Source organism: Pseudochelatococcus contaminans, from assembly GCF_014195635.1.
Lineage (GTDB): Bacteria > Pseudomonadota > Alphaproteobacteria > Rhizobiales > Beijerinckiaceae > Pseudochelatococcus > Pseudochelatococcus contaminans.
Genome location: NZ_JACICC010000006.1, coordinates 1 through 24,397, shown reverse-complemented (window position 1 = coordinate 24,397; position 24,397 = coordinate 1). Strand labels below are relative to the sequence as shown.

19 protein-coding genes and 2 pseudogenes are annotated in these 24,397 nt (G+C 60.5%); 12 read left to right on the top strand and 9 right to left on the bottom strand.

Annotation, left to right across the window (positions count from 1 at the left end; all coding sequences use genetic code 11):
- Nucleotides 1-36: 36 nt before the first annotated feature.
- Nucleotides 37-1,092 carry a maleylacetate reductase gene (locus FHS81_RS12225; RefSeq protein ID WP_183753333.1) on the bottom strand — a complete coding sequence of 352 codons (1,056 nt, stop codon included), beginning with the start codon at nt 1,090-1,092 and terminating at the stop codon, nt 37-39.
- 13 nt (nt 1,093-1,105) lie between these two features.
- Complete coding sequence (gene mhpA / locus FHS81_RS12220) at nt 1,106-2,734, bottom strand: bifunctional 3-(3-hydroxy-phenyl)propionate/3-hydroxycinnamic acid hydroxylase MhpA (protein WP_183753332.1); 1,629 nt, start codon at nt 2,732-2,734, stop codon at nt 1,106-1,108.
- 438 nt (nt 2,735-3,172) lie between these two features.
- On the opposite strand from mhpA, the gene FHS81_RS12215 reads away from it, so the two are divergent.
- The 7 genes and pseudogenes from FHS81_RS12215 to FHS81_RS12185 all read left to right on the top strand — a co-directional run.
- Nucleotides 3,173-3,814 carry a TetR/AcrR family transcriptional regulator gene (locus FHS81_RS12215; protein WP_183753331.1) on the top strand — a complete coding sequence of 214 codons (642 nt, stop codon included), beginning with the start codon at nt 3,173-3,175 and terminating at the stop codon, nt 3,812-3,814.
- Nucleotides 3,814-4,293, top strand: a complete 480-nt coding sequence (locus FHS81_RS12210; protein WP_183753330.1) for a MarR family winged helix-turn-helix transcriptional regulator — start codon at nt 3,814-3,816, stop codon at nt 4,291-4,293. Before FHS81_RS12215 ends, FHS81_RS12210 begins: the two co-directional genes overlap by 1 nt.
- Before the next feature lie 638 nt (nt 4,294-4,931).
- Entirely contained in the window at nt 4,932-6,140 is a 1,209-nt protein-coding gene (locus tag FHS81_RS12205) for an FAD-dependent monooxygenase (RefSeq protein WP_183753328.1), read from the top strand.
- Between the two features lie 4 nt (nt 6,141-6,144).
- Entirely contained in the window at nt 6,145-7,203 is a 1,059-nt protein-coding gene (locus tag FHS81_RS12200) for a maleylacetate reductase (RefSeq protein ID WP_183753326.1), read from the top strand.
- A gap of 40 nt (nt 7,204-7,243) precedes the next feature.
- Nucleotides 7,244-8,101 carry an intradiol ring-cleavage dioxygenase gene (locus FHS81_RS12195; RefSeq protein WP_183753324.1) on the top strand — a complete coding sequence of 286 codons (858 nt, stop codon included), beginning with the start codon at nt 7,244-7,246 and terminating at the stop codon, nt 8,099-8,101.
- A 228-nt stretch (nt 8,102-8,329) separates the two neighbouring features.
- Nucleotides 8,330-9,694 carry an MFS transporter gene (locus FHS81_RS12190; protein ID WP_183753322.1) on the top strand — a complete coding sequence of 455 codons (1,365 nt, stop codon included), beginning with the start codon at nt 8,330-8,332 and terminating at the stop codon, nt 9,692-9,694.
- 306 nt (nt 9,695-10,000) lie between these two features.
- Nucleotides 10,001-10,379: pseudogene (locus FHS81_RS12185) on the top strand (transposase); the annotation flags it as partial.
- Nucleotides 10,380-10,583: 204 nt separating this feature from the next.
- Here the strand turns inward: FHS81_RS12185 and FHS81_RS12180 are convergent.
- Together FHS81_RS12180 and FHS81_RS12175 are read right to left on the bottom strand one after the other, a co-directional pair.
- Complete coding sequence (locus tag FHS81_RS12180) at nt 10,584-13,877, bottom strand: efflux RND transporter permease subunit (protein WP_183753320.1); 3,294 nt, start codon at nt 13,875-13,877, stop codon at nt 10,584-10,586.
- Entirely contained in the window at nt 13,874-14,947 is a 1,074-nt protein-coding gene (locus FHS81_RS12175) for an efflux RND transporter periplasmic adaptor subunit (RefSeq protein ID WP_183753318.1), read from the bottom strand. The genes FHS81_RS12180 and FHS81_RS12175 overlap by 4 nt, the downstream gene beginning before the upstream one ends.
- A gap of 22 nt (nt 14,948-14,969) precedes the next feature.
- On the opposite strand from FHS81_RS12175, the gene FHS81_RS12170 reads away from it, so the two are divergent.
- Genes FHS81_RS12170 through FHS81_RS12155 form a run of 4 tightly spaced genes read left to right on the top strand, consistent with a single transcriptional unit; the run spans nt 14,970 to nt 20,290 of the window.
- Nucleotides 14,970-15,269 carry a hypothetical protein gene (locus tag FHS81_RS12170; RefSeq protein WP_183753315.1) on the top strand — a complete coding sequence of 100 codons (300 nt, stop codon included), beginning with the start codon at nt 14,970-14,972 and terminating at the stop codon, nt 15,267-15,269.
- Between the two features lie 55 nt (nt 15,270-15,324).
- Nucleotides 15,325-16,395: an HlyD family secretion protein gene (locus tag FHS81_RS12165; RefSeq protein WP_183753313.1), complete on the top strand. Its 1,071-nt coding sequence runs from the start codon at nt 15,325-15,327 to the stop codon at nt 16,393-16,395.
- Nucleotides 16,392-19,175: a ribosome-associated ATPase/putative transporter RbbA gene (gene rbbA / locus FHS81_RS12160; protein WP_183753311.1), complete on the top strand. Its 2,784-nt coding sequence runs from the start codon at nt 16,392-16,394 to the stop codon at nt 19,173-19,175. Before FHS81_RS12165 ends, rbbA begins: the two co-directional genes overlap by 4 nt.
- Nucleotides 19,176-19,177: 2 nt before the next feature.
- Nucleotides 19,178-20,290 (top strand): ABC transporter permease, encoded by a 1,113-nt coding sequence (locus FHS81_RS12155; RefSeq protein WP_183753309.1) that lies wholly within the window; start codon nt 19,178-19,180, stop codon nt 20,288-20,290.
- 245 nt (nt 20,291-20,535) lie between these two features.
- On the opposite strand, the gene FHS81_RS12150 is transcribed toward FHS81_RS12155, so the two are convergent.
- From FHS81_RS12150 to FHS81_RS12130, 5 genes are all read right to left on the bottom strand, one after another.
- On the bottom strand, nt 20,536-20,985 hold the full coding sequence (locus FHS81_RS12150) for a hypothetical protein (RefSeq protein ID WP_183753306.1): 450 nt from the start codon (nt 20,983-20,985) through the stop codon (nt 20,536-20,538).
- 20 nt (nt 20,986-21,005) lie between these two features.
- Nucleotides 21,006-21,302: a hypothetical protein gene (locus FHS81_RS12145; protein WP_183753304.1), complete on the bottom strand. Its 297-nt coding sequence runs from the start codon at nt 21,300-21,302 to the stop codon at nt 21,006-21,008.
- 80 nt (nt 21,303-21,382) lie between these two features.
- Complete coding sequence (locus tag FHS81_RS12140; RefSeq protein ID WP_183753302.1) at nt 21,383-22,108, bottom strand: sll1863 family stress response protein; 726 nt, start codon at nt 22,106-22,108, stop codon at nt 21,383-21,385.
- A gap of 53 nt (nt 22,109-22,161) precedes the next feature.
- Nucleotides 22,162-22,770, bottom strand: a complete 609-nt coding sequence (locus FHS81_RS12135; protein WP_183753300.1) for a hypothetical protein — start codon at nt 22,768-22,770, stop codon at nt 22,162-22,164.
- Between the two features lie 68 nt (nt 22,771-22,838).
- The gene (locus FHS81_RS12130; protein WP_183753298.1) at nt 22,839-23,510 is read right to left on the bottom strand and encodes a CerR family C-terminal domain-containing protein; all 672 of its coding nucleotides are present in this window, start codon (nt 23,508-23,510) and stop codon (nt 22,839-22,841) included.
- Between the two features lie 348 nt (nt 23,511-23,858).
- On the opposite strand from FHS81_RS12130, the pseudogene FHS81_RS18985 reads away from it, so the two are divergent.
- A pseudogene (locus FHS81_RS18985) lies at nt 23,859-24,305 on the top strand (integrase core domain-containing protein); the annotation flags it as partial.
- Between the last annotated feature and the right edge of the window lie 92 nt (nt 24,306-24,397).

The window sequence follows — 24,397 nt, the reverse complement described above, 5'->3', positions numbered from 1 at the left end:
GTTTCCTCCGTCGTTATCGTTGTTTGTCCGCTCCGGTTACGGGCGAGTGCCCTGCCATGCGCTTTGCAGCAGCGCGCGGATGGCGTCGCGCTCGATGGGACGCGGGTTCCAGTAGGGGTTTTTCACCGCGAGGTCGGCGGCGCGGTCGAGATCGCTCTCGGCGAGTCCGATATCCCTGAGGGCCAGCGGAGCATTGAGGGATGCGGCGAAGTCGTAGAGTCCGCCGCCGATGGAGCCACCGAAGAGTTCGGCGACGGGCGCGAGTTCCGTTGCGGCAGCTTCGGCGTTGTATGCTGCGGAATGGGGCAGCAGGATCGCATGGGTTTCGGCGTGGGGGAGATCGAAGCTGCCGCCCAGCGTGTGGCAGAGCTTGTGGTGCAGCGCCATTCCCACCGAACCAAGAACCGTTCCGCAAAGCCAGGAGCCGTAGAGAGCACCGGAACGCGCCTCGATATCGTGCGGCGTCTCGACGATGCGGGGCAATGCCTGCTTCAGCGCGCGAATTCCCTCGACGGCCTGCAGTGACGCGATCGGATTGCGGTCCTGCGCATACAGCGCCTCGACCGCATGCGCCATGGCGTTGAGTCCGCTGGCAACGCTCATCGCCACCGGCAGGCCGGTCGTGAGTTCGGGGTCGTAAATGACCGTTTCCGGAAGGATGCGCGGATCGCGCCGGGTGGTCTTGAGACCCCCCTCGGTTTCCCCAAGGATCGGCGTCACCTCCGATCCCGCATAGGTTGTCGCCACGACGATCTGCGGCGTATCGTTCCGCCATGCGATAGCCTTGCCGAGCCCGATCGTCGAACCGCCGCCGTAAGACACCACGCAATCCGCGCCGATGCCCGCAAACGCGGCCACGGCCTCTTCGGTGACCGACACGGGAGTGTGCATGGCCGCCCCGGCGAAAACGCCGGCTGCCAGTTCACCGAGTTGCGCGGCCAGCCGCTCGGCATCGGCTTTCTGGAACGGCGTTGCCAGCACCAGCGCGCGCTTGCATCCGAGCCGCGTCACCTCCGAAGCAACATTCCCGAGAGTGCCGCGCCCGAAGACGACCCGGGCCGGATTGACAGTGCAGATAAATGTATCGACCATGGCCCAGCCCTCATTACGCGACAGCAAGCTGGACCGGCGAGCGCGCATGAATGCGTGCCATCACCTCGCCGAAGCTGCGCCGCAGGTCCTCGGGCGACCGGGCGGTCGCCGCGACATAGAAGTCCGGCCGCAGCAGAACATAGGTCGCGTCGAGTTCTTCCAGCCAGCGTGCGTAAGTGCCTTCGACATCTATGACATCAGCCTCCGCGCCAGCAGAGCCGATCTTCACTGTCCGCCCGTCGAGGAATGACAGTTGCGCCAGTTGATCGGCCGTGAGAGCGGTCGCTGGATCATGATCGAAGCCAATGACCATCCAGCCGGAGCCGACGATCTGGTCAAATCGATCCCGCTTGTCGCCGGCCTGCACAACCCCTTGTACCGACAGCTCACCCGCATGGGCAGTGCCCTTGCACCACGCACCGGGGCCGAGTTGACAGACGTCGGTCGGCACCGGCCTGAAGTTGCGTGCCGCCAGTTCCTCCTTCATATGTCGGTCGCGAGCGGCCGCCTCTTCAGGATCGGAAATGCAAATGATCTTGCCGAGTTCCTGGCTGAAATGAATGTAGTGCTTGGCATGTTCCAGACGCTCAGTCGTGTAGCTGTCCAGCACATCGGCCGCGAGTTTGCCTTCGAGTATGCCGTTCAGACGCCAGCCGAGCGCGAAGGCGTCGCGAATGCCAGCACACATGCCCTCACCCGCGAAGGGAGGCATGAGGTGGGCCGCGTCACCAGCGATCGCGCATCGGCCAACGTTCCAGACCTTCGCCCAGCGTGCCTGGAAGCGGTAGACGGCGCTACGCTCCAGCGTCGCGTTCTCCGGCGTCATGCCCCATGGCTCAAGCAGCTTCCAGGCATTGTCTTCCTTCGCGATTTCCTCGGGGTTTTCATGCGGCAGCACCATGTATTCCCAACGCCGCCGTCCAGGCCCACCGGGCACGATCGTCGTCGGGCGCCGAGGATCACAAAGCTGCCATTGCGCGGGAGACGCGGTGTATTCCTCGTGGGGGATCATGTCGAGGATGAGCCAGTCGAAGAAATAGCCCTTGTCCTCGTTCTCGATGCCCAGCGCCTGACGCACGAAGCTGTTGGCGCCATCGGCGCCGACAACGTAACTGGCGCGGATAGTCCGCGTTTCGTTGTCGTCCGGCGCCTCCGCCGGGGTGCGCCGCAGCGTCAGGGTCGCACTGTCCGCATCCTGTTCAAGGCCCGCGGCCTCGTAGCCGCGAAGATGCGTGATTGTCGGATAGCTGTCGGCGATGCGCGTGAGCCTGGTCTCGAGATCCGGCTGGTTGAACCAGTAGCGCACACGCCAGCCAGACGCTGACACGCTCTGCCAATCGACGATCTGGAGATCTTCACCGGCGGCGTCTTTCCAGTAATAAAGCTCGTCGTGATAGTTGATTGCCGGATCGTTTTCTGAATCGATACCGAGAAGCGCAAGAATTCGGGCGATCTCGTGATCGAATGTCACCGCCCGTGGCCGACCATAGGGGATCGACCAGCGTTCGACGAGGGTGACTCTCCTCCCCTGACGGCCCAGCAATATCGCAAGGAACGTACCTACAGGGCCGCCGCCAACAATGGCGACATCGGCTTCATGATCGGTGCCGGCAACGGGTGCGGCAGTCGAAGCGACTGTCATCCTGACTATCCTCCCAAATTGGCATGCGGTGCGCCAATCGATCACACCACACCGCATCGCCACATTCTTTTTTTCGAGTGGTTTTCGATGTTCGGTGACTCTCGAATATATCGAAACTGAATAATCGTCAAGTTTGAAACTAATTCAGTTTCTGGAATGTTTGCGTCATGTCAATGTTTTATAACATATTGATAATAAATGATATTTTTATCATTTTGCATGCTGTGCCGTTGCTCGTGGCACAAAAAATCCGGTATGAAAAATGGGACACGGAGCATCTGGCTGCCGATGGGATCGTGCATAGTACCGACCTAAGCCAGGAACCCGGTCGCATCGTTCGCATGTGCGGCCATTCGCATATGAAGACCCTCAGTTGCGAAGGACACGAACGCGGTTTATTCAGTCCCTGATCGGACAATAGTGAGAATCGAACTGGCGATGACGTCGACACCGGATCTGCACGAGGGGCGGGTGGCACGCCGCAAGCGGCGTGTTCGCGACGCCCTTATCGATGCCGCCCGACGGATCATGAGCGAAAAGGGCGTCGACGCGGCGACCATGCTGGAAATCGCCGAGCGTGCCGATGTCGGTGCCGGGACCATATACAATTACTTTCGCTCGAAAGATGATCTCGCCGTCGCAGTGCTTGAAGAGATGATGCACGATCTCGCACTGCGCATCGAAAATGTTACCAATACGTTTGACGATCCGGCACAGGTCTATGCCTATGGCGTTCGCATGGTACTGGAAACCGCCACGGGAGATATACGCTGGAGGCAATTGCTCAACCGCTCGGAGGTGATCGCAGACGCCATATTCCGCCGTATGGGGCCTTTCGCCATCCGTGATCTCCGGCAGGCATCCGAAGCGGGACGCTTCTCGGTGGGCGATCCGGATCTGGTCTGGAAGATGTCGACACATGCAATCGTCGGCATAAGCCTGACAATCACCACCGGGAACTTGCCGGAAAAGAAGCTTCACGAAGCGGTGGTTGCCCTGCTCTGCATGACGGGCATCGGAACCGAAGCAGCTCGTGAGCTGGCCTCCCGCCACCATCCCGCTCTAACCCCTGAGGATTGATGGCTACGACGCCGGAAGAAACAGCTGCCCTTGTCGGCACAACCTGGCGGCATGCCAATATCGGCCGTTTGCTCAATAACGCAGTGCGCCGCTTCGAGGCACGGGTTCTCGACATCATGAGCGAGAAAGGCCACGCCGAAGCGCGGATCGCTCATATCAATCTAACCCGCAATCTCGATATCGGCGGCACGCGCCTGACGGAACTGGCGCGGCGCGCCTCCATGAGCAAGCAGGCGATGGGCGAACTGGTCGATCAATGTGCAAGCCTTGGTCTTGTCGATCGCACGGAAGACCCGAGCGACAGGCGAGCCCGGCTTATCATTTTCACCCCAACCGGAGTCAAGTGGCTGGAATCATTTCGCGCCGCCGTCGATATCGCCGAGGCCGAGATGCGCGCGGAACTTGGCGCCAAGGTCATGGATGCAATCATCAATGGCCTGACAACCTATGCGGCCACATTCGACACACTCGATTCATAACCAACGACCTGTGTTTACTCATCAACGGCGCCCGGCCCTCTTGATCCACCGGCGTCATCGTCTCGAATGCCGACCACTCGTCAGGGGGCTTGACTAATATGGTCAACCTGCCTTACTGTTGCGGATGTAACAATAAGCAATCGGGAGGAAGCCTGTGCGCAGACGCCAAATCGCCAGCGTGCATGTCATATCAAGCCAATCTTCATCGTATCTGCCACTGTTTGGCATGCCCGGATGCGAGAGAGTGCTTTCGGTAATGATCGATCGACTGCAAGGGGCAGCCGGGAATGACAATTGCGTCCACTGACGCGAACCCCTCATTCTTCAGATGTCGATGAGTTTTATGAATGCCCGCCGGAGAGTAGCCTTTGCGGACTCTCTGTCCGCGGACTATTCCCCAGGAACAAAGCAAGTGCCTTCAAAAAAACAGAATACAGATAAGACAACAAGCTAGGCACTATAAGTATTAACAACAATACGCATGACAAATATTGCTCCTGCCGAGGAACACATACTCGTGCGGACAGCATTATTTTCTTCGCAATACAACTTCGTGTGCGGAACATGGACGATCGCTCCGTTCCCACGCCTGTCCATGAATGCCTGCGAAAAGACAAGCCATCAAGGGAGATACCATCATGAAAATTGCAATTGCGGGTGCCGGTATCGGCGGGCTGACAGCCGCACTGTGCCTGCATGAAAAAGGGCATGAAGTCCGGGTTTTCGAAGCGGTTGAAACTCTGCAGCCTCTGGGTGTCGGCATTAATCTCATGCCTCACGCCTCGGGCGTCCTGCGCGGATTGGGGCTGGCCGATGCACTCGACGAGATGGCCATCCGCACCCGCGCTATCGAGTATCGCACGCGCTTCGGCCACCTGATCCAGTCCGATCCACGCTCCGTCGAGGCCGGTTTCGAACATCCCCAGTATTCGATCCATCGGGGGGAGTTGCAATTCCTGCTGCTCGACACGGTTCGCTCCCGTCTGGGCCACGAGACGGTGACAGCCGGCAAGGCCATCGCCAGTTTCTCGCAGGATGATTACGGTGTTCGCGCTACATTTGCCGACGGCACGTTCCACGACGCCGATCTGCTGATCGGCGCCGACGGCTTCCGGTCGCAAGTGCGTCGGCAGCTTCATCCCGATGAGGGGCCAGCCCATTACGAGGGCACGATGATGTGGCGCGGCGCCAACCTGCAAGCGCCTTTCGCCGACGGCCGCACCATGTTCATCGCCGGCGACCACAACGTGAAGTTCGTCTGTTATCCCATCAGCGGCCGCGCAGCGCGTGAGGACCAGGCGCTCATCAACTGGGTCGCAGAGGTGCGTCACGATCAGCCGCGCGCCGCCGATGACGCCGACTGGACCCGGGAAGGCGACCGCGACTTCATTGCCGAGTTTCTGGGCTTCCGGATGCCGGACATCGATATTCCAGCCCTGCTCGGGAACACGCAGCACATTACCCAATATCCGATGATCGACCGCGATCCGCTGCCGTGGTGGACGCAAGGCCGGGTGACGCTGTTGGGCGACGCCGCGCATCCCATGTATCCGATAGGCGCCAACGGCGCGTCCCAGGCGATCATCGACGCGCAGGCGCTTGCCGATGCGCTGGCCACGCAACCGGGGCCTGAAGGTCTCCTCGCCTATGAGGCGACACGCCTTCCAGTCACGACGAACGTCGTTCTCAACAACCGCAAGTCCGGACCAGAGCGTGTACTCGACATTGCGGCAGCGCGCGTCAAGGGACCGGACGACCGGATCGAGGATCTGATCACCCCTGAAGAAGTCGAGGAAGTGGCGGCAAACTATCGCCAGATCGCTGGCTTCCTGAAAAAAGCGGGGTAGAGTCATGCGGACATTTCATGTGGGCTTCGAGCCCGGACACCCGTTGGTGCGCGTGCGCCTCGGCGCCGGAGTGCTCGCGGAGATCGGCTCCGAAATGGCAGCGCTCGGCCTCTCTCGTGCGCTGGTGCTGACGACGCCGGAGCAGGCCGCGCAAGGGGAAGCGATCCTGGCGCAGCTCGGACCGCGCGCGCATGCGCGGTTCAGCCGGGCGGCCATGCATACGCCAATCGAGATAACCGAGGCGGCAATCGCTGCCGCGCATGGGGCCGACTGCATCGTCGCCATCGGCGGCGGCTCGACCATAGGCCTCGGCAAGGCGATCGCGCTGCGCACGGACCTGCCGCAAATCGTTTTGCCGACAACCTACGCGGGGTCCGAGGCCACTCCCATTCTCGGCCAGACGGCCAACGGCATCAAGGAGACCCTGCGCTCGCCAAAGGTGCAGCCGGAGGTCATCCTGTATGATCCGGAACTCGTGGCGACGCTACCCGCGAATCTGACGGTCACGAGCGGGCTCAACGCCATGGCGCATGCGGTCGAGGCGCTGTATGCGCGTGACGCCAATCCGCTTTCCGATCAACTGGCGCTCAGCGGCATCCGGGCTTTCAGGGATGGCCTCCCGCAGGTCGTCGCCGACCCGGGCAACCTCGACGCGCGTGAGCAAACCCTGTTCGGCTCCTGGCTTTGCGGAACGGTTCTTGGTTCGGTGGGAATGGCGCTGCACCACAAGCTCTGCCACACGCTGGGCGGCAGCTTCGATCTCCCCCACGCCGAAACCCATGCGATCCTGCTGCCCCATTCCGCAGCATACAACGCCGAAGCAGCCGAAAGGGAACTCGCACCCGCCGCCGAACTCTTCGGCGGCTCCATCGGCGGCGGACTCCACGACTTCGCCGCATCCCTCAATGCTCCGCTGGCGCTCAGGGATATCGGACTCGCCGAGAGCGATCTCGACCGCGCCGCCGACCTCGCGGTGAAAAACCCCTACTGGAACCCGCGTCCCATCGAGCGCGACGCCATCCGCGCGCTGCTGCAAAGCGCATGGCAGGGCACTCGCCCGTAACCGGAGCGGACAAACAACGATAACGACGGAGGAAACGATCATGACAGCCTACTTCACCGAAGAAGGCTCAGTCGATGCTGTCAATGCCCGCATGGGATCGGACATCAATCCGCGACTGGCCGAAATCATGACCTGCCTCGTCAGGCACCTGCATGCGTTCGCGAAGGAAATCCAGCTCACGCAGGAAGAGTGGGAAATCGGTATCGACTTCCTCACCCGCACCGGTCAGATCTGCAGCGGGGAGCGGCAGGAGTTCATTCTGCTCTCGGACACGCTCGGCTTCTCCATGCTGGTCGACGCCATCAACAACCGCCGCCCGCAAGGCGCGACGGAGAACACGGTGTTCGGCCCGTTCCATGTCGTGGGCGCGCCGGTGCGGCAGATGGGGGACACCATCAGCCTCGACGGCAAGGGCGAGAGCTGCCTCTTCGAGGGCCGCGTCATCGACCTCGACGGCAATCCCATCGCAGGCGCGCGCATCGACGTGTGGTCGGACAACGACGAGGGCTACTATGACGTGCAGCAGCCGGATATCCAGCCGAAATGGAACAATCGCGGCATCTTCGTCACCGGCGCCGACGGCTGGTACAGCTTCATCGGCATCAAGCCGGTGTCCTACCCGATCCCGGACGATGGCCCTGTCGGTCAGATGCTGGGCCATCTGGGACGCCACCCCTATCGCCCGGCGCACACCCACTACATGGTGACCGCCGAGGGATACCAGAAACTGGTGACGCATACGTTCGTGGGGGAGGATCCCTACCTGACCTCCGACACTGTGTTCGGTGTCAAGCAATCCCTCGTCGCGCCTTTCGAGCGCGTGGACGACGGAGCAACCATATGGCGATCGCAATTCGATTTCGTACTCGTGAAAAAGGATAGCGCCGGAACGAGATAATCGCGCTGTACGCTTTTTTGATCACGTGATTTTTCAGATCACCCTTTCCCTATCGTCCTCTTGCTCATTTCGACCCGACGGGATGATGCGGTCGATAATAATCTGCTCGAAAACTGCAGTATAGATCATGTATCCGTCGGCATCATGCATGTAGAGACGGCCATACGGGAAGTAGAGGGCTCGCCAACACCATAAACAGTGACAAGACATTCAAGCCGGGAGGAAAAAATGGCTGACAACGAAACACCCGTAAATGTTGATCGACTGATCGACGAGGGACGATGGTCCTCTTTTCAGACATTGACGGTGGGCCTGTGCGCCGCCGTCACGGTCATCGACGGCTTTGACACACAGTCGATCGCTTATGTCGCGCCGGTTGTGGCGCGGGAGTGGGGCCTGGAGGCGTCGGCTTTCGGGCCGGTTTTCTCCGTTGGCCTGATCGGCATGATGGTCGGTGCGCTCGCCCTGGGACCAATCGCGGACAGGCTGGGCCGGAAACTGGCGATCGTCGTCTCGGTTGCACTGATGGGGATATTCTCGATCGCGACGATGTTCGCGGAGACCGTTGAGGCGCTGATCGTTCTACGGTTCCTCACGGGTCTTGGCCTGGGCGGCGCCATGCCGAACGTGATCGCGCTCAGCGCCGAATATACACCCGCGCGCTGGCGTTCGACGGCGGTCGGGGTGATGTTTTGCGGCTTTCCGTTCGGTGCGGTGCTGGGCGGTCTTCTCGCTGCGCAGATTATCCCCATCTTCGGTTGGCAGAGCGTGTTTCTGGTCGGCGGCGTGGTTCCCCTGCTATTGATGATCGTTCTGATCCTGACGTTGCCGGAATCCGTACGCTTCCTCGTCGCCAGAAATGGCTCCAGGGAAAAGGTGGCGACGCTCATTACCCGGGCCGTGCCGGATGTGCGGCTTCCTGAGAACGCGACGTTTCAGACCCCCCAGAAAGCAGATGAAACCAGTCGCGGCACGGCGCGCGCCGAACTGTTCGGGCCGAAGCGGATCACCGTCACCCTGCTGCTGTGGGCGACGTTCTTCATGAATCTGCTGATGTATTACTTCCTCATCAACTGGCTGCCGCTGATCCTGCAACACGCCGGCATTGCCCTTTCACAAGCCATTCTCTTCACCGCATTGCTGAACGCAGGCGGAATTGTCGGCACCATCGTCCTGGCGCGCGCCATAGACCGCGTCGGCTCCTTCAAGATACTCGGCGCCGTCCTGTTCGCGGCCGCATTCGCTATCGCGGCAGTCGGATACATCGGCGGTGACGGTGGAATCGCGTTGGCAATCGCGATCTTCATTGCGGGTTTTTGCGTCAACGGCGCGCAGAACAACATGAATGCCCTTGCCGCCGGCATTTACAGCACGCCCGCGCGCTCGACAGGTGTAGGAATGGCGCTGGGAATCGGCCGTATCGGCTCAATCTTGGGTCCGGTCATCGGCGGGGTCCTGTTGTCGGCAAACATGCCGTTACAGACGCTGTTTCTGATCGGGGCGTTACCTGCCTTCATCGCAGCCGCAGCGATGTTCTTCCTGACACAACGCACCCAGCCTCAGGCCACTGCAACGACGGTGCAGGCTCACTGAAAACGGTGAACGCAAGCAAATAGGCCGGTAAACCGGGAACACCGATCGGCCTCCCAGCGGTAGTAGCGTATGCTGTCACGTTCATGGCAAGGCCGTAGATGCCCCAGTCCGCAGCAAGCGCCTTCGTCTCTTTTGCGTGGTCGATAACTCACTGTTGGGTGAGCATGTCGGCCACGAACTGGAGAAGATATCACTCTGTACAGGCTATCCCTGCATGATCGTGTCGGCAACGAAACCAAGTTGAACCCGAACGCCATCCTCAAATGGCAGCGAGACCATGCTGTCGAGTAGCATTACACCGGGCCAGGAGTGGTGATCGGGAAATGTTACAAGCGCCACCGGGCCAACCGAGTTTCTCGACTTTCTGAAGCGGATCGACATGGCCATGCCGAGAGGGCAGGACGTGCATCTTGTGATGAATAATTATACGACGCAAAAGACGCCGAAGATCAAAACCCGGCTCGCGCGCCGCCCCCGTTGGCATGTTCACTTCACGCCCACCTCGGCGAGTTGGATCAACCAGGTCGAGGGTTGGTTCGCGGAACTGAGGCGCAAGCAACTGCAACGGGGTGTCCACCGCTCTATAGCCGAACTGGAGGCTGACATCGCCACCTCCATCGACGCGCACAACGAGAACCCAAAACCCTACCGATGGGTCAAATCCGCCGAAGAAATCCTGCCCTCACGTCATGACCTGCACTGTGCAATTATGCTTGCCGTCGGCAACTTACTGAGACTGCAACTGGTGGGAAGAGGCATACCATCTGCCCAACTACGCCTTTCTTTTGTCGACGTTTGGGGGCCTACGGCATTGTCCTTGGCTCCTGATCGCAGTCCTAAGCCAATGGTGCTGAGACCTTCGGACCCTGCACGCAACTGTGTGGTCAGTTTATTGGCTCTTCACGGCTGAGTGCCGAAGGTGCCTTTCCGCATGGAGTTCATAGAGGATCGGCACCACGAAAACGGTGAGCCCGGTTGAAGCGACGGTACCGAAGATCAGTGAGATGGCGAGGCCACCGAAGACGGGATCGGTTATCATAATCGCCGAGCCCAGAACGATGGCCAGCGTCGTCAACAGGATCGGCCGCAGGCGCACGGCCCCCGCCTGCCGGACGGCGACGTCGAGCGGCATGCCGTGTTTCAGGTTCTCCTGGATGAAGTCGATGATCAGCAGCGAATTGCGGATGACGACGCCGGACAGCGCGATGATACCGACCATGGAGGTCGCCGAGAAATCTGCACCGACAAGCCAGTGTCCGGGGAAGATGCCGATGATGCCGAGCGGCACAGACGACATGGCAATGACCGGCACGAGGAAGGAGCGATAATAGGCGACGAGCAGGAAATAGACCGCCAGAAGCGCGCCGCCGAGCGCAATCCCCATGTCGCGATAGACATTGAGAGTCATGCGCATCTCACCGCCCCAGAGCAACTGATAGCCGTCGATGGTGTCGGGAACCTCCTCGCTGAAGCTGAGGTTGCCAGTCCGCAGCGGGCGTCCGTCTGGAGCGGTGATCCCCGCCAGTCGCCGTTGAAGGTCGAGAACGGCATAGAGCGGCACCGAGTTCGACAACTCCGCGCCGATGAAGGTCACCCTCTCGTTATCGCGGTGAAGTATCGGCCGATCTGCCGAGGTTGGCTGAACGGTAACCAGCTCGGAGAGCGGCACCGGCTTGCCGTCGACATTGTCGACGAATACGCGATCGAGACGGGTCGGATCCACGGCGAAGCGGCGCGGCACGAAGGCCCTCACGTCAACCGGGTTGCGTTCATCGGGCAAATGAGCGCGGCTCAGCGTGTTGCCGCCGTAGACTAGAGAAAGAGCCTCGGCAATCTGCGCCGTGGAAACCAGCGAAAGCGCAGCCTTTTCTTTGTCGGGCACGATGCGATGCTCGATCACGTCGACCGGCTCGGTATCGGTCAGGTCGACAATGTCAAAGGTCGCCTCGAACGCCTTGCGTACCTCGTCGGACAGGGCGCGCAGCCCGTCCGAGTCCGGGCCATAAAGTTCGGCAAGCACGGTCGAACGCAGCGGCGGACCGGGCGGGTCCTCGACAAGCGTGACCTCGACGCCGGGCCAGGCGGCACGAACGGCATCGACCTTTGGCCTGAACTCTCTCACGATGTCGATCGAGCTTTGCGACCTGTCATGCTTGTCGGTGAGGTTAACACGGATTTCCGCTACGTGATTGCCGGTGCGCCCGGCCGTGCCCTTGAACAGGCCGTTGAAATCCTCGACGCCCGCCTGCCCTATCCATGTCTGGTAATTGACGACCTCCTTCTCCTGCGCGAGCAGCGTGGCAATCTCACGCACGAACCTGTCCGTCTCTTCGACCGGGGTATCTTCCGGCATGGAGACGACAATGTTGAAGGTGTTCTTGTTGTCCTTTGGCAGGAAGCCGATGGCGACGCCGAGTTGCGACACTGCTCCGCCCACTCCGGACGGACGGACGAACTGCCAGGCGCCCTGCATGATCGATGCCCCCATCAGAACGAGGATCACGACTCCAAAGGCAAACCGCACCGGGCGACGCTGCTGCAACGGGGTGATGAGCCGAAGGTAAAGACGCTCCATGCGCCCCGGCTCCCCACGAGCATCCTCCCGCGCATGCATCTCCTCCTCGCGGACGTCATGGCGGTGGAGCCAGCGATTGGCGGCCCAGGGCGTAACGATATAGGCGACCACGACGGAGGCGGCCATCGCGATCGGGACATTGTAGGCGATCGGATAGAAATAATCGCCCGCCATGCCGGTGACGAGGAACAGGGCAGCGAAAACCAGCATCACCGCGACGGTCGCGAGATTGGTGGCGTTGCCGATCTCGTTGGTGGCGAGGACCGTCATTTCCTCTTTGCTGGTGCCCGCCCGTGCCGAGCCATAGTGGCGATGGATATTCTCGATGACGACGATAGCCGCGTCCACCAAGAGACCGAGAGCGAGGATCAACGCGAACAAGGTTACCCGGTTGATGGTCACGCCACCGAGCAGGTCGGCCATGAGGGTGATCGAGAGGATGAGCGGAACGGTGACCATGACGATCATGGCCTCGCGCCAGCCGAGAAAGAACATCAGCACCAGACCGACCGTCCCCAGGGCGATGAGGAGGTGTTCGAGGAGAAGGTTCACGGCGGCGTCGGCTTTCTCGCCATCGTCGCGGGTGACGACGACCTGGATATCTTCCGGCACGAAAGACCGCTGCATACGCTCGATGCGGTCGATCACCGCGTTGGCGACGACCACCGCATTGGCGCCCTTCTTCTTGGCGACGGCGATGGTGACGGCCGACATATCCATTGAATTGTCTTTTCCGAAACGGGCGTCCCCCGGACCGAACGAAAATCGGCTGAAGGCCGCGACTTCGGACGGCGGCCCGTCGGTCACCGTTGCCACGTCACGGACGTAGACGGGACGGCCATCGTGAATGGCGACGATCTGGTTTTTCACATCGTCCGCTGACTGGAAGGAGGCCGACAGCTTGATCGCCTCGACCTTGCCGTGACGCACAGTCGGTTGCATCGGCACGGAAAGATTGCTCGCGCCGAATGCGCCATAGGCCTGGCTCAGGGTGACGCCGAAAGCCTGCAAACGATCAGGATCAAGCTCTATGGCGATTTCCCGCTTGTGGCCGCCCTTGATGCTGACGACGGAGACGTTATCCGTGCTGCGAAGCCGGTCGGCCATCCGCTCGGCTACCCTCTTCAGGGCGTAGTCGTCATATTGCGACGAAGCGAGGGTGACGGTCACGATAGGGACGTCGTCAGCGTCGATGCTCTGGACGACAGGCGTCCCCGCGTCCGAAGGCAGGCGGCTGCGGCTCGCCAGCACGCGGTCGTAGAGCTTGACCAGAGACTCTTCCTTCGGCTGGCCTACCTTGAACTGCACCTGGATTGCGGCAACCGAGTTCCGGGCCGTGCTGTCGATATGATCGACCCCGGGAATCTCTTTCAGGATGCCTTCGAGCGGGGTCACGAGGAGTTCCTCGACTTCCGCTGCCGAGGCGCCGGGAAGGCTTACGGTGACCAGGGCCGCGGGCACGACGATCTGGGGATTCTCCTCGCGCGGCGTCTGCAACACCGCCACGACGCCCATAAGGGCAACCGCGATGATGAAGACGATCGTCAGCTTCGAGGTGATGAAGGTCTGCGCGAGACGGCCCGCGAAGTTCAGACGAGTCTCGCTCACCGTGCTTCCTCCGCCGTCTGCACGACAGAGCCGTCACGAATCGTATCATTCGCCGCCGCAAGAATAGTCTCGCCGCCTGACAGCCCGGACACGACCTCGACCGCGTCGCCCCACACCCGACCCGTCCGCAACCAGCGGAAGCGCGCCACGTCACCGTCCAGCACGAATACCCCGTCCAGGCCGCCGCGGCGAACCAGAGCAACCTGGGGGATCAGCGTGACGAACTGCTTGCCCAAAACGATCTCCGCGCGTCCGAACATGCCCGGGACGAGACGCGGATCACTTGGCAGGACGATGTTGACCTCGTAGCGGCGGGTGACATCGTCCCCCGAAGGCACGATACCGCGGATGCGTCCCTGGAAGACCTCGCCCTTGAGCGTATCGATCCGAACGGTCACCGGTGTTTGCGGATCGATCGCCGAAAGGTTGCTTTCCGAAACAAAGGTCTTGAACAACAACACCTCGCGGGATTCCACCGTCATAATCGTGGAGCCCGCCGTCGCCATCTCGCCGCTGCGGCGGGCAACGGAAACGATGACGCCGTCCACCGGGCTAGTCACAGTGGCATAGCTCTTCTGGGCCTCGGCGGAATTGAGCGCCGCCCGCGCCTTGTCGAGATTGGCGCGGGCGATATCGACCCGCACTTTAGCCTTGCGCAGTGTCTCGGCGGCTACGGTTCCGGACTGTGTAAGGCGCGCGAATTTCTCGACATCCTGCTCTGCGTCGTCGAGGTCCTTCTGGCTCGCGCGAACGCCGGCCTCGGCCTGGCGGACTGCCTCATCGATATCGGTCTGGTCGATCCGCACGAGCAGATCGCCCCGGGACACCTTCTGTCCCTCGCGAACGTCGAGTTGCTCGATAAAGCCGACCACGCGCGAGGAAACGTCGATGCGCCCATCGGAGACGACGGAACCGGGAACCGTGTAGGTGATCGGTATCTCCATCATCTCAACCTGCGTCACGGGAAATGCCGGCAGATTGATCGGCTTCTCCTGAGTGGTTGCGCCAGCGGCAGCCGTCAGGAAACAGAGGAAGATCAGAGCGGGAGCAGTGCGCAATACGGTACGCATCTCAGTTGTCCTTGGCATTTGAGTGAAAAGCCTGTTGCAGCGCTCTGGAGATATGGCGGGCAGCGGCTTCGATGATGGCCGTTCGTGTGTCGCCAACTTGCATCAAGTTTCTCACAAGCCGATTGAACGTTCGTTCAGTGACGATTTACGCCTCGGGTTGATCGTCGTCAATTGCAAAGTTCGTTCGATTGAATTATTTCTTTGCAGAGTTAATCGAAGTGTGATTCCCCGGCGCGAAGCAAATATCGCCGGAAGGCTCAGCGACCTTTCGATCGACCCTGTCGCGTATGCACAGCTTCTAGATCGAGCAGAAACATCATGAAGAACGGTATGTTGTCACACTCCCCTCCAACGGGAACCATGGCACGGATAGGGTCATGATCAAGTCAGGAACTCGCTGGATCCTTCCGGTTATCGGCGCCGTAGCCTTGGCAGGTGGCTACTATGTCTGGAGGACGTACGATCCCCGGAGCTTGCCTGACGGAATCGTGGGAGGGAATGGCCGTATCGAGGCGGTCGAGATCGACATATCGACCAAGATTGCGGGTCGTGTACGTGAAATCGTTGCCGATGAGGGCGATTTCATCTTGGCGGGCCAGGTGCTGGCACGCATGGATACGACCCAGCTGGAGGCACAGGAACGTCAGGCGCAGGCAACGTTGCGACGCGCGATTATCAGTGTCGATACAGCGAAGAGCCTCGTCAATCAGCGCGAAGCTGAACGAGAGGCTGCGGATGCGGTGGTCGCGCAACGTGAAGCCGAACTCGATGCGGCGGAACGAAAGCTGGTGCGTTCTGAGCATCTGATCCGCACCAATGCCACCTCCCAACAGACGCTCGACAACGACCGCGCGGCGGCCGGAGGCGCGCGGGCGGCCGTGGCCGCTGCAAAGGCATCGCGCGCGGCCGCCGAGGCCGCCATCAGCGCCGCGAAGGTTCAGGTCGTCGACGCGGAAGCATCGGTCGAGGCTGCGAGGGCGGCCATCGAAAGCATCAAAGCCGATATCGACGACAGCGTACTGAAATCTCCGCGGGACGGCCGCGTGCAATATCGCGTGGCGCAGCCGGGCGAGGTGCTGTCAGCCGGTGGGCGCGTTCTTAATCTGGTCGACCTCAGCGATGTCTACATGACCTTCTTCCTGCCGACCGCGGAAGCTGGCCGTATCGCGATTGGCACCGACGTCCGCCTCGTTCTTGATGCCATGCCGCAATACGTGGTCCCGGCGAAAGCGAGTTTCGTCGCCGATGTCGCGCAGTTCACACCGAAGACTGTCGAAACGGAGGAAGAACGCCTCAAACTGATGTTCCGTATCAAGGCCAAGATCCCTCCCGAACTGCTGCAAAAGTACATCCAGCAGGTCAAGACGGGTTTGCCGGGAATGGCCTATGTGCGTGTCGATCCAGAGGTTGATTGGCCGGCAAGCCTGACGGAGACACTGGTGCAATGAGCAGATCGAGACAGTGTCCGGTCGAGCCGGCGGCGCGCCCTCCGGTCGTGCGCCTTGAGGAGGTGGGGCTTTCCTACGGCAGTGTCGTGGCGCTTGTCCGGATCACCCTCGATATGCCGGCTGGCGTCATGATCGGACTGATCGGACCGGACGGCGTTGGCAAATCCAGCCTTCTGTCGCTGATCGCCGGTGCGCACGCTGTTCAGCAAGGATGCGTTGAGGTTCTGGGCGGAGACATAGCCGATGCCGATCACCGGAGACGAACCTGTCCGCGCATCGCCTACATGCCGCAAGGTCTCGGCAAGAACCTTTACCCGACCCTGTCCGTCTTCGAGAATGTCGATTTCTTCGGCCGTCTTTTCGGACAAGGACGGGAAGAGCGCGAGCGCAGGATCAGCGATTTGCTGGCGCGCACGGGACTTTCTCCTTTCGCCGACAGACCGGCGGGCAAGCTGTCGGGAGGCATGAAGCAGAAGCTCAGCCTGTGCTGCTCCCTGATCCACGACCCCGATCTGCTGATTCTCGATGAACCGACGACGGGCGTCGATCCGCTGTCGCGCCGGCAGTTCTGGGAGCTGATCGACGACATCCGACGTGAGAGGCCGGCGATGAGCGTGCTCGTCGCAACGGCCTACATGGAGGAGGCGGAGCGCTTCGACTGGCTCGTGGCGATGGATGGCGGCCATGTCCTCGCCACCGGCACCCCGGCTGAGCTTCTTGGCCGTACCGAAACGGCGAATCTTGATGCCGCCTTCATTGCCCTTCTCCCGGAGGAAAAGCGCAGCGGCCACCGCAAGGTATTCATCCCTCCCCGTCCCGCCGGCGTGGATGAGGAGATTGCCATAGAGGCGGAACATCTCACCATGCGCTTCGGCGACTTCACAGCCGTCGACGACGTCAGTTTCCGTATCCCGCGCGGCGAGATCTTCGGTTTCCTCGGTTCGAACGGCTGCGGCAAGACCACGACCATGAAGATGCTGACGGGCCTGCTGCCGGCAACCGAGGGGACCGCGAAGCTGTTCGGCCGGGAGGTGGACCCGAACGACCTCGAGGTGCGGCGGCGCGTGGGCTACATGAGCCAAGCTTTCTCGCTCTATTCCGAATTGACCGTCCGGCAGAATCTTGAGCTTCATGCTCGCCTTTTCAGCCTGCCGACGGAGGCCGTCCCGGCGCGCATCGAAGAAATGGTCAGGCGCTTCGATCTGACGGATGTCCTCGACGCGCTTCCCGACGCACTGCCCCTGGGCATCCGCCAGCGGCTGTCGCTCGCCGTGGCGATGATCCACGCGCCCGACATCCTCATCCTTGACGAACCCACTTCGGGCGTGGATCCCATCGCGCGAGACGGCTTCTGGCAAATCCTGTCCGATCTATCCCGCAAGGACAAGGTGACGATCTTCGTCTCCACGCACTTCATGAATGAGGCGGCGCTTTGCGACCGCATATCGCTGATGCATGCCGGCAAGGTACTGGTCAGCGACACGCCACAGGCAATCATTGAGAAACGTTCCGCCCAAACACTCGAGGAAGCCTTCATCTCTTATCTTGAGGAGGCATCGGGGGAACAAGTATCACCTGCGCAGCCCCGCGCGCAGTGTGAAGCGGCGGATGGAGCGGCGAATTCCACCCTTCCCGCTCCATCCGTCCGCGACTATTTCGACTGGCGCCGCATGTTCGCGTATACGCAACGGGAAGCGCTGGAACTGAGGCGCGATCCGATCCGCGCCACACTCGCCATTCTCGGCAGCGTTTTCCTGATGTTCGTTGTCGGTTACGGCATCAATCTGGATGTCGAGGACCTGTCCTTCGCGGTGCTCGACCGTGACAACACCACCATCAGCCGGGATTACACGCTTCAGATCGGCGGATCACGTTATTTCACCGAAAAGGCGCCGATTACCGACTATGAGGATCTCGACCGGCGCATGCGCAGCGGCGAAATCAGCTTGGCCATCGAAATACCGCCAGGGTTCGGCCGTGATGTGGCGCGCGGACAGGCCGTGGAAATCGCTGCCTGGATAGACGGCGCCATGCCCGTGCGCGCCGAAACCGTGCAAGGTTACGTTCAGGGCATGCACCAGAGCTGGCTGACTCAGAAAGCCCGGGAACTCTATGGAGACGCCGCGACAATCGGCAACTTCCGGATAGAGATGCGGTATCGCTACAACCCCGGCATCGAAAGCCTCGTGGCGATGGTGCCCGCCGTTATTCCGCTCCTCCTGCTGCTGATTCCGGCGATGCTTGCCGTGCTCAGCATCGTCCGGGAGAGAGAACTCGGCTCGATCATCAATTTCTACGTCACCCCGGTGACAAAGCTGGAATTCCTGATCGGCAAGCAGATCCCCTACATCGCACTCGGCATGCTGAATTTCCTGATGCTCACCGCATTCGCGATCCTGGTATTCAGGGTTTCACTGACGGGCAGCTTCCTGACGCTTGCCGCAGCGGCGCTCGTTTACGTGACGGTCACCACGGGTATCGGCATCCTGGTCTCCACTTTCACGACCAGCCAGATCGCCGCCCTGTTCGCGACAGCCATCCTCACGCTCATTCCCGCCATCCAGTACTCGGGGCTGATCGACCCCGTATCGTCGCTTGAGGGAGCGGGTGCCTTCATCGGGCAAATCTACCCGACAACCCATTTCGTAACCATCGCCCGCGGCGCGTTCTCCAAGGCGCTCGGTTTCGAAGACCTTGCCGGTTCGTTCGTACCCCTGCTGATTGCCGTGCCGGTGCTGCTCGGAGCCAGCGCTTTAATTCTCAGGAAACAGGCAGGCTGACCATGCGCGTGTCCAATATCGTATTGCTGGGAGTCAAGGAACTGCGCGGACTTGCCCGCGATCCGATGCTTGTCCTTCTGATCGTCTACGCCTTCACGATTTCGATCTATGTCGCGGCGACGGCGATCCCGGAAACACTGAACAATGCGCCGATCTCCATTGTCGACGAGGACCAGTCTCCCGTGTCCTCACGCATCCTGACGGCTTTCCAGCCACCCTATTTCGCCATCCCCGGGCTTATTTCCCAATTCGAGATGGACAGGCGCATGGATTCCGGCCTCGATACTTTTGCACTCAATATTCCGCCGAGTTTCCAGCGCGATCTTCTCGCTGGCAGGTCTCCGGCCATTCAGCTCAACATCGATGCCACGCGGATGACGCAGGCATTTGCCGGCGGAGGATATATCCAGTCCATCATTTCCAGTGAAGTCAGTGAATTTCTCGATCGCCACCGCGGCGCGGCAACGGTGCCGGTCGATCTCGTGTTGCGCTCTCGCTTCAACCCGCAACTCGATAAAACCTGGTTCGGTGCGATCACGAACGTCATCACGGCGATCAGCATGTTGTCGATCGTTCTCACCGGCGCGGCTCTCATTCGCGAACGCGAGCACGGAACCATCGAACATCTTCTGGTCATGCCGATCACACCCGCCGAAATCATGCTCGGCAAGATCTGGTCCATGGTGCTGGTGGTGCTCGTGGCTTCCGCCTTCTCGCTCGTCGTCATCGTCCAGGGGATGCTCGACGTGCCGATCGGCGGCTCATTGCCGCTGTTTCTTCTGGGCGCCACCTTGTACATGTTCGCCATGACTTCGCTGGGGGTTTTTCTGGCGACGATCGCCGGCACGATGCCTCAATTCGGGCTGTTGCTGATAATGGTGCTGTTGCCGCTGATGGTCCTCTCGGGCGCTTTGACCCCTCGTGAAAGCATGCCCCAGATCATTCAGGACGTGATGCTTGTCGCTCCCAATACGCATTTCGTCATTCTGGCGCAGTCGATCCTGTTCAGGGGAGCCGGCATCAACGTCGTCTGGCCGCAACTGCTCGCGCTCCTGGCGATCGGGAGCCTGTTCTTCGGCTTCGCCCTGCGCAGGTTCAGGCGCTTCCTGCGATAGCTGCGGTCCACACCTTCTACCGACCCGGATGCAAGGGAAGAGGGAGCGAAAAGTTATCGTCCGGGGCGCATCAGGAGGGCCATCGCCTCGAACTGTGCTTCGTGCAACAGGCGCAGAGGAAATCTGTTTCATTGCCAGTGCAAATCTGATTGCCAGAAATCATGCCACGTTATCGGTGAGTACCGACGCGACGCAGGGCGGCCAGCCTTTCGGCAAGGCCCGGTCCCTGCGAATGCTCCGGAAGGTCAGGCTTTGGAAGATGACAGCAGCTTACGCAGCGCGGAAAGGATGCCGACGCCGAGCGTCAGACTGCTGCCGAGATTTTCGATGCGGTGACCGGCTGCATTGACCATCTGCACGACACCTTGTGTGTCCGCGACGATCGTTTCGAGGGCGGCCGCCTCCATTTCGGCAAGCGCGTCCAGCTCCGGCGAGCGCGGTTCGCGCAACGTGTAGTCTAGCAGGACAAGAGCTGCGGCGAGGTAAAGTCCCATGATCGCCAGCGTCGCGCCGAGGTCGCCGAGCGGCATCCTGATCGCCAAGAACAGCGCGTAGCTTCCCAGCCCTGCCGTCACGATGAAGGCTGCTACCGCCAGCGCGCCGGCTATCGCACGCCGGATCGCCTGCCGCAGGAGAACCTGCCGCCGCAGCAGCGCGACGCGGCCGTAAAGCTTTGCGGAATTGAGAGTGGACATGATCGACCTTTCGAACAAGGCTAGCGGAGCTGGCGGCCGATGACGATACCGGCGGCGAGGCCGACACCGAGCGCGGCGAGAGCGCTGAGCCGGGGATATTTGTCCAATTCACCGGCAAACGTGTCGAGCGTCTCGTTCACCGCTTTCAGGAACGCTTCGATGTCTTGCTGGGCGGCATCCTGCTGCACCTGCGCTTCGCCTGATGGCGGCGTTTCCAGAGCGGTGGCGGACGTTGCACTGTCTTCCCTTGCCGGCGCCTTGCTCACCTGCGCTTCGATCTCTGCACGCAGGGCCTGGATTTCACTTGTCAGACTCATCGGCCTTCTCCCGGAGCGTTCTGCCGGAGACAGGAATGGCGGGAGGGGCCGCCTGATCCCGCCTCCGACTTCATGGAGGACTATTGCGTTGCGTCCTCTATGGATTTGCGGATCGAGACATAGGTGTCGGAGAGGCGCTTCTGGGTTTCCGCATAGTCCCGCTTCACGGCCTGCCATGCTTCGGCTGAGGCATCCTGAAGCCGTCCAAGGCGGGCCTTCGCCTCGTTCACCTGCGCATTAAGGGCAGCGATGCGGGCATCGATCGCCGCGCGCTGGTCTGCGGCAATCGTCTTCGACCTGGCTTTCAGTTCCTCGAGTGACTTCTGCCATGCCTTCTGCTGTGCATCGATTTCCGCTTCGAGCACCGCCCGGCGTGTCGCGAGATCGGCCTTGATCGCATCTAGATATTCGTCACGCGCGGTCTGAACCGCCGTCCAGCTCTCTTCGAGCGATTTTTGCGCCTCGGCAACCTGCTTGTCCGTCCACGCTTTGGCATTTTTGGCCGCCTCATCTGCCTTGGAGCGGTAGGTGTCGCGTGTCTCGCGAAGCGTTTTCAGCGCAGCCTCGGCTTTCGCTTTTGCGTCGCCCTGAAGTCGCGCCGCATCCTGTTCGATGACACCGATGGCAGCGTCGATTTCGGCAAGGCGGCCCCGCGACCATTCCAGCGCCTGCCGGGCAACAGACGGATCGTCCTGGGACACCGGCTGAGCCTGGGAGGCACTATCTTGTGCGAAAACGGCCGGAACCGGAAACAGCATGGCCTGGGCGGCGAGCGCGAGACCGAGGGCCCGAAAATGGAGTTTCATGTTCTTGTCTTCCTGTGGGATCGGAGTGGCAAAGCTGACTGCCGGGAGGGTTGTCAAAGGAGTTTCGAGAAGGCACCCTTGATCTTTTGGATCGTACGGTCGTGAACGGCCTTGGCGTCTACCAATCCATCTTTCACGGCCTTCCAGGACTCGTCGCCTGCATCCTTGGCATCGCCGATCCGGGTCTGAAATTTCTCGGCCTCATCCGACAGGCGCTTAAGGGCGACATCAAACTCTCCACGAGCCGTTTCCACCGCCGCCTCGGCCTGATCACGCAGATCTTTCAAAGATGCTTCCCAGGACAGACGTTGAGCCTCCGTCCTCGCTGCAACGACCTCGCGAACCGTTTCCGCCCTGCCTTTCACCGTCGACAGGAACGTTTGAAACGCGGATTCGACTTCGACCCACTCCGTATCGATTGCTTCCTGAATGTCCTCGACGTTGTGCTTCGCCGCCGTCACTTCGGTTCGCAGCCTGTCTTCATATGCCTCCAGCTTGAGCCGGGAGGCACGGAGCTGCTCCACCACACCATCGGCTTCCCGGCGGACGCTTTCCTCCAGTTTCTCGGTAGATTTCTCGACCTCCGAAATGATTGTGTCGAGATCGTCAAGACGCTGCTTCGCCCAAGCGACGGCCTCACGTGCATATGATTGGTCGGTCATCTAACTTGTCCTTCACTGATGCAAAAGAATATTGAGCGCCCCAAGCTGCACACACTTCCGATCATGCGTTATTGGGGCAGGTGGACCTGAAGAAAGTCACTGCGGCAAAGATCGCGAACCATGTCCTCGATCTGCCCGATGCTGTCGGGCTGGATCTGCGTCCATGCCATCCCGCGCAACATGATGCCGCGCAGAAACCTGAAGCTGATGATTGCCGTCACAATCGCACTGATGCGCAACCGTAGCGCTTCGTCCTCAGGGGGGCGGCCGGAGAGTTCGCTTGCAGCCTGTACGAGACGTTCCAGCATGGGTGCGATGGCGCGTTCGTAAATCAAGGCAAAAGCTTCGTCATTGTCATAGGCGCAGCGTGCGATGAATGACGACCACGAGTTCAGTTCCTCGTCCTTCAGGACGAGGCGAAGGAGGCCGGTGAGAGCCTGCTCGAAGCGAACAGCTTTCTCGGCTGCCTCATCTGTATCCAGAGTGGAGACCACCTCCTCGAAGCGTGCGTGCGCATACTCAGCAATCATCTGCGCAGCGGCGAGGTATAGTTCCTTCTTCCCCCCGAAATGGTACGGAATTGCAGACAAATTGGTCTTGGCGGCTGCGGCCAAGACGCGCGTACTCGCGCCTTCATAGCCGACTGCACCAATCACCTCGATGGCCGCCTCGATCAGATGAGTCCGCGTCTTGGCGCTCCGAGCCTCGTGTCCACTCTGCGCCGTTGGACTGGCCGTCATGGGCATTTCTCCGTGTTTTAGCGATCCATAAATAGATCAATCGAATGAACTTTGCAATTGATGCCGATCAATCTGTGTGCAAATTTCCTCAGCAGACATTCAGCTCTCTCCGCTGCAAACCTTGCACCTAGGCTACTCCGTCATCCGAAGCAGTCTTCTCCATTCTGACATTGCAAAGCAATATCCAGCGCGAGTCGAGCCCCCCTTGTGAACGCTCATCAAGCCTTCGCTCAGGGGCGGGACGAGCGGCCTCCCCTTCTCGTCACAGATAGAACGCGCACCTTCGTCTATGGCAGCGGTTCGCCGAAGGCGAGGCTGGCGGTGATGATGATCGAGGTGCGTTCGTGGAGTGATTTCACTTATGTCTTCAGTTGGCAGGGCATGGTTTATGTGGCCTTCGTGATCGACGTCTTTGCCCTCAAGATCGTCGGCTAGCGCGTCTCGATCTCGATGACCACTGCCGAAAGACAGATCCATCACAGCGACCGTGGCAGCCAATACCTGTCGATCCGATACACCGAGCGGCTGGCTGAGGCTGGCATCGATACATCGGTCGGCAGCGTTGGTGACAGATACGATAACACCCTGGCCGAAAACATCATCGGGCTGTTCAAGACCGAGGTCATCAAGTTCCTCGGCCCTTGGAAATCGGTCGGCCAAGTCGAGTGGGGAACTTTGAAGTGGGTAGACTAGTATAATAACACACGGCTGCACAGCGCCACTAGCTACGTTAAGCCGAACGAAGCAGAGGAGGTCTTTTACGCAAGCTTGAACGAGACTGAAAAAGCAACCTAGGTTCAGGACCTATTAATTTGGCTTTAGATGTGATTCACAGTCTCCATTGAGGAGGTTGTGATGGGTGATTTGTTTTTGTTGAGTGAGTGCCA